General features: G+C 46.1%; 8 protein-coding genes. 7 read left to right on the top strand and 1 reads right to left on the bottom strand.

Annotated features, from left to right (window positions below; translation table 11 throughout):
• Positions 1 to 30: 30 nt before the first annotated feature.
• From BpJC4_RS00965 to BpJC4_RS00985, 5 genes are all read left to right on the top strand, one after another.
• Positions 31 to 1,155, top strand: a complete 1,125-nt coding sequence (locus tag BpJC4_RS00965) for a conserved virulence factor C family protein (RefSeq protein WP_151679227.1) — start codon at positions 31 to 33, stop codon at positions 1,153 to 1,155.
• A 22-nt stretch (positions 1,156 to 1,177) separates the two neighbouring features.
• Complete coding sequence (locus BpJC4_RS00970; protein ID WP_151679228.1) at positions 1,178 to 1,612, top strand: BrxA/BrxB family bacilliredoxin; 435 nt, start codon at positions 1,178 to 1,180, stop codon at positions 1,610 to 1,612.
• Between the two features lie 143 nt (positions 1,613 to 1,755).
• Positions 1,756 to 2,361, top strand: a complete 606-nt coding sequence (locus BpJC4_RS00975) for a YpjP family protein (protein WP_151679229.1) — start codon at positions 1,756 to 1,758, stop codon at positions 2,359 to 2,361.
• A gap of 33 nt (positions 2,362 to 2,394) precedes the next feature.
• Entirely contained in the window at positions 2,395 to 3,189 is a 795-nt protein-coding gene (locus tag BpJC4_RS00980) for a thymidylate synthase (protein WP_151679230.1), read from the top strand.
• A complete protein-coding gene (locus BpJC4_RS00985; RefSeq protein WP_151697426.1) occupies positions 3,186 to 3,674 on the top strand; it encodes a dihydrofolate reductase in 489 nt (162 codons plus the stop codon). Before BpJC4_RS00980 ends, BpJC4_RS00985 begins: the two co-directional genes overlap by 4 nt.
• Before the next feature lie 43 nt (positions 3,675 to 3,717).
• Here BpJC4_RS00985 and trhA read toward each other — a convergent pair whose 3' ends face one another.
• Complete coding sequence (gene trhA, locus BpJC4_RS00990; protein ID WP_151679232.1) at positions 3,718 to 4,356, bottom strand: PAQR family membrane homeostasis protein TrhA; 639 nt, start codon at positions 4,354 to 4,356, stop codon at positions 3,718 to 3,720.
• A 198-nt stretch (positions 4,357 to 4,554) separates the two neighbouring features.
• Between trhA and BpJC4_RS00995 the strand changes: the two genes are divergently transcribed.
• Positions 4,555 to 5,328, top strand: coding sequence for an SGNH/GDSL hydrolase family protein (locus BpJC4_RS00995; protein WP_151679233.1), 774 nt, complete (start codon positions 4,555 to 4,557; stop codon positions 5,326 to 5,328).
• 43 nt (positions 5,329 to 5,371) lie between these two features.
• On the top strand, positions 5,372 to 5,929 hold the full coding sequence (locus BpJC4_RS01000; protein ID WP_151679234.1) for a YpmS family protein: 558 nt from the start codon (positions 5,372 to 5,374) through the stop codon (positions 5,927 to 5,929).
• The last annotated feature ends 170 nt before the right edge of the window (positions 5,930 to 6,099 follow it).

Consider the following 6,099-nt stretch of genomic DNA (forward strand, 5'->3'; position numbering starts at 1 on the left):
AGTAGATTGATTGGGAAAGGCGGTGTGGACATGAAAATTAAAGCGATCGAACCGACGCCGAGCCCGAATACGATGAAAGTCATTTTGACTGAGGAGCTCCCAGACGGCTCCCGCAACAATTATAAAAAAGGGCAGGAAGAAGGCGTGCCCCCGTTGATCCGCGAAATTTTAAATATTGACGGCGTCAAGGGCGTTTACCATGTCGCCGATTTTCTTGCGGTGGAGCGGAACGGGAAAACTGACTGGCAGGATATACTGCCGAAAGTGCGCGAAGTTTTCGGAGAAACGGAGGGGGAAAGCGGAAGCGGTGCGCTTGTTAATGAACATTACGGCGAAATCCAGGTAGTCGTGCAAATGTTTAAGGGCATTCCCATCCAAGTGAAATGTACCGACGGCGAACAGGAAAAACGTTTCGGGCTCCCGGCTTATTTTGCCGAGGCGCTCGCAGCTGCACAGCTTGAAGGCGAAAATTATGTCTTCCTGCGGAAATGGAAAGATTTTGGCATACGTTACGGAGATCTTGACGAGATCGGCCGTGATGTCACGGAAGAAATCATTGCCGCTTACCCGAAAGAAAAGCTTGACAGGCTTGTCAATGAGGCGAAGCATCAGGCGCCGCAGCCCGGGGCCAAAAAACGGCTGAAATTGACATCCGATATGCTTGAAACGGATGACTGGAGGGAGAGATACCGGCTGCTTGAAGAAATGGAAGATCCGGAACTTTCTGATCTCCCGGTGCTTAAAAAAGCTCTTTCGGATGAAAAACCATCGATCAGAAGGCTAGCCGTCGTTTATTTGGGCATGGTGAAAGACAAAAAAGTGCTGCCGCTATTGTACCGAGGCCTGCACGATGCAAATGCAAGCGTTCGGCGGACTGCGGGGGATGCCTTAAGCGACCTCGGCTTTAAAGAAGCGTGCGATGAGATGGCAAAAGCGTTAAAAGACAGCAGCAAAATCGTCCGCTGGCGTGCCGCGATGTTTTTGTATGAAGAAGGCGATGAAACGGTCCTGCCTGCTTTAAGAGAAGCCGAGAATGACCCTGAATTTGAGGTCAGGCTCCAGGTCAAAATGGCGATCGAAAGGATTACAAAAGGTGAGAAAGCAAAAGGTTCGGTCTGGAAGCAAATGACGGAAGCAAGGCAGTCCCAATCTTAAAGATAAAGGAGGAAAATGAAAGATGTCGATGGCATATGAAGAATACATGAAGGCGTTGATCGCGCCGATGAGGGAAGAACTGACAAGCAACGGTTTTACAGAACTGCGCACCTTGGAAGAAGTGGAAACATATATGGAAAAGGCAGAGGGCACGACTTTGGTTGTCGTGAACTCCGTTTGCGGTTGTGCAGCCGGCCTGGCGCGCCCGGCAATTGTGGAAGCAATCCGGACATCCGAAAAGAAACCGGCCCATTTGGTGACCGTTTTTGCAGGGCAGGATAAAGAAGCAACGGCAAAAATGCGCGAATATTTTACCGGTATTGAGCCTTCTTCCCCGTCTGTTGCGCTCCTTCAAGGGAAAGAAGTCGTCCATTTTATCCCGAGAAGCGATATCGAAGGGCATGAAGTGGAAGAAATCATTGAAAATCTGCATACGGCTTTCAGGCAGTACTGCTGAAAAAAAGCAGGCCTCTTTCTGTGCGGCATCCCCGGCATGCGCAAAGGGGTCTGCTTTTTTCTGCACCTGCTTAATGCAAGTGCCAATTAAATATTATATAATAAATTCATATCGGAATCTTAAGGCTGAGGGAGGGGAAAATGATGAAAAAGTGGCTGAAAAAATCGGCTGTGGTCCTTGTTTCTGTTTTAACATTTGGTTTGGTGCCTCCTTCCCATGCCATTTGGAACTATTTATACAAGGCCGACAATAATATTGAGCAGGGAAGCACGGAAACAGCCGCCAATCTATCAAGTCGCTCGAATGCTGTTACGGAACGGAAACTTACCGATGAAGAATATAGCAGCCAGTTGGTCAGCGAATTTTTAGATGAAGCGGAAGAGCAGGCTTACCGGAAATTCGGGGCGAAAATCAGGCCGGTGATTGAAGATGAATTTTGTGCAGTGATATTGCCGAATATTGAAACGGCGATTGCAGAAACTGTACGCAATTATCCCCAGGAAAAACTGCCTCTTTTAGCGGTTTCGGACCAGCCGAGCGCCGGCACCGGTGAAAAAATTTTCCATATATACAATACAGAAACAAAAGAAGATGTGATTCGCTTCCACGTACGGCGCGAACATCCGCCCGGTGACGGATACTATTTCAACTTCCACTACCATGTCGCCTTCGACAATTTCCAAACGCACCGCCATCTTGGCACGATTTATTGGGATAAAAACATGCCGCCGCAATGGATGAAAGTATAATATTTGAATGTTTAAAAAGGGTGGAATCAAATTATGAAGCAATATTTGGATCTTTGCCGGAATGTACTTGAAAACGGCGTGAAGAAAGAAGACCGCACCGGTACCGGGACGATCAGCATTTTCGGTTACCAGATGCGATTTAATCTGCAGGATGGTTTTCCGCTTTTGACGACAAAAAAGCTGCACTTGAAATCCATCATTTATGAACTTCTCTGGATGCTGAAAGGGGACACGAACGTAAAATATTTGCAGGAAAACGGTGTCCGCATTTGGAATGAATGGGCGGATGAAAACGGCGATTTGGGCCCTGTTTACGGGGAGCAGTGGCGGTCGTGGAAAACACGCGACGGGAGGACGATAGACCAGATTGCCCAAGTAATTGACCAGATCAAACACAACCCAAATTCGAGGCGGTTAATTGTCAATGCATGGAATGTCGGGGAAATCGATGAGATGGCGCTTCCGCCATGCCATTGTTTATTCCAGTTTTATGTTTCAAACGGCAAACTGTCCTGCCAGCTTTACCAGCGTTCTGCCGATATTTTTCTCGGCGTGCCTTTTAACATTGCTTCTTATGCGCTGCTGACAATGATGATCGCGCAGGTTTGCGGGGTTAAACCCGGGGAGTTTGTGCATACGCTCGGCGATGCCCATATTTACTTGAATCATATCGAGCAGGTAAAACTGCAGCTGACGCGCAAGCCGCGGAAGCTGCCGAAAATGGTGTTGAATCCTGAAGTGAAAGATATTTTTGATTTCAAATATGAAGATTTTACGTTAAAAGATTATCGTCCGCATCCGCATATTCCGGGAGTGGTGAGCGTATGATCTCGTTTTTATGGGCGGAAGATGAGAAAGGCGTAATTGGGAAAAACAACCGCCTGCCGTGGCATCTTCCTGAAGACCTCAAGTATTTTAAAAAACTGACGATGGGGCACCCTGTTGTCATGGGAAGAAGGACATTTGAATCGATCGGCAGGCCGCTTCCCGGGAGGACGAATGTCATCATGACGAGGGATCCGGATTTTAAAGCGGAAGGATGCGTTGTTGTTTCAGGAAAGGCAGGCCTCTTGAAATGGGCAGATACGCACAACAGTGAAATTTTTGTGACGGGCGGCGCCGAAATTTTTGCACTTCTGCTGGAAGAGGCCGGCAAGCTGTACCGCACAAAAATATATGCGGATATAGAAGGTGATACATATTTTCCGCCCATGAACTGGGACGAATGGGAAATGGTTTCCTGCACAAAAGGGGTAAAAGATGAAAACAACCCGTACGACTACGAATTCCAAGTGTTTGTACGCAAACCTTAAAAACCATGGAGGCTGGCTCCATGGTTTTTTCACTGCGGAAATACTAAACGTAAAATAAAATACAGAAATACATAAATGCGCTGCCGGCGATGACGAACAAATGCCAAACCGCATGGGAATAAGGAAGGTTTTTCCAAGTGTAAAACACGGCTCCGACAGAGTAGCAGATGCCGCCCGTGAGCAGGAGCCAGAATCCTGTAGCGGACAAGCCGGTGTACAGAGGCTTAATGGCGATGATGACAAACCAGCCCATCATCAAGTAAAGAATCGTGGATAAAAGTTTAAAGCGGTGGATGAGAAAACATTTGCCGGCAATGCCGATCACAGCCATGCTCCACACGATGGAAAACAAGATCCAGCCCAAAGTTCCGTGCAGGGTAATCAGCACGATTGGGGTGTATGTGCCCGCAATAAGCAGGAATATGGCGGAATGATCCAAAATCGCCAAAAATGTTTTGATTTTTGTCCAATAAAAGCTGTGGAGTAAAGTCGAAAACAAGTAAAGGAGCAGCATGGAAATGCCGAAAACAAGGAAACTTGCCATATAAAGCGGGCTGTTTTTCTGCGCGGCAAACATAATCAGCATGACCATTGCCGGAATGCTGAGCAAAAATCCGATGCCGTGCGTAATCGCATTGGCGAGTTCCTGTTTCCAACTGTGTGAGTATGTTGAAGTTGCCAAAATAAATATCCCACCTTCAAGTGCGTACTTCTTCTTATTATAGTGCCAGGGTAAAAGATGTGCAATGGAAACGGTGATGGCCCCTTTTCAGGAAAAACCGGCTGCAAAATTTGAGCACAAATCAACACCCGGTGCATTTTTTTCATGATATAATGGAAGCATTGCGAAAACAGAAGTCTAATAAAAGTGGTGTCAAAAGTGAAAAAATGGTTCATTCCTCTTATTGCCGCTGTGTCCCTCGCTATGTCGGGATGTTCAATCGGCATTCATAACCTTTTATTCAAACCGGCAAGTGGTGAAAAAAAGGTGGTGCCGGTTCCCGTACGCATTGTTTCGATCGGCGATTCCTTGACAGAGGGAGTTGGGGACAGCAAAGGGCGCGGCGGTTACACGTATTATTTGAAAAATGAGCTCGATGGCCTGAAAGGGGTAAAAAAAACCACCATTACAAACTACGGCGTAAAAGGGAACCGGACAGACCAGCTGCTGGCCCGGCTTCAGGATAAAAATATCCAAAAGTCCATCCGGGAATCCGATGCTGTTATTATAACCATTGGCGGAAATGATATTATGAAAGTTTTCCGCGAAAACATCCCCAACTTGAATAAACAGGCATTCCAGATTGCGATCCCCGGATATGAGCAGCGTTTGAATGAAATTTTCCGGCAGATCCGCAAAATCAACCCGAACGTAAAAATTGCGCTTGTCGGCATTTATAATCCTTTTTCCAAATGGTTTTCGGATATTAAAGAAGTTGATGATATTTTAGCGGATTGGAATGCGGCAAGCAAAAAGGTGGCAGGAAAATATAAAAACACGATATTTATTCCGGTTTCGGATATTTTTGACCGCAAGGAAGAGGATCTTCTTTACGACGACCATTTCCATCCGAATGATCAAGGTTATAAACTGATGTCCAAAAGGATTTACCATTATTTGCTGAAAGGCAATTTTTTGGGCATACCAAAATAAGAACCTGCTGTAAAACAGTACAGGATTAAAGGATTGATATGGAATGAAAAAAAATCCATGGAAAACCGCCTTTTTTGCGCTGGCTGCCGCGGTGGCGGCAATAGCCGTTTTGCTGGCATTTTTCCTTTTTGTGCCGGACGGACATGTGCCGAAACAGCCAAGGCCCGGCAAAACAGTCGACTTCCATGTAGAAACGGATAAAGCTGACTTAACGGCGCTGGTCAACCGTTTTTTGCAGGAAAAAAAGATGAAAGAAAAAGTGTTTCTGGATAATGAAGTTGTTTTTTACGGAACGGTCAGCGTGTTTTCCGAAAAACTGGGATATACGATGACTTTTGAGCCGGAAGCTTTAAAAAACGGGGATTTGGTTTTAAAACAGAAATCCGTATCCCTCGGTTCCATTCATCTGCCGGTATCATATATTTTAAAATTTGTGAAAACAACGTACAAACTGCCGGAATGGGTGATTATCAAGCCAAGTGAAAAATTGGTATATATCCAATTGCAAAAGATGGAATTGGAGAATGATGCCCGGATCAAAGCCGACAAATTTGATTTAAAGAACAACGATATATCGTTTACGCTTAGTTTTCCAAAATAACAGCCAAAGGCCGGCTTGCAAAAAATGCACAGCCGGCCATTTACGGTGCGCCTGGCATGGCTGCACTCTATAGGGTGAAAGTCCCGAATCGCGAAGGCAGTAGTAGCGATAGCCTAACGCAAGGGTGTCCGTAGTGATGCGGAATCTGAAAGAAGCGAGCGGCAAACCTC

The sequence above is a fragment of the Weizmannia acidilactici genome (genome assembly GCF_008974185.1).
GTDB lineage: Bacteria > Bacillota > Bacilli > Bacillales > Bacillaceae_C > Weizmannia > Weizmannia acidilactici.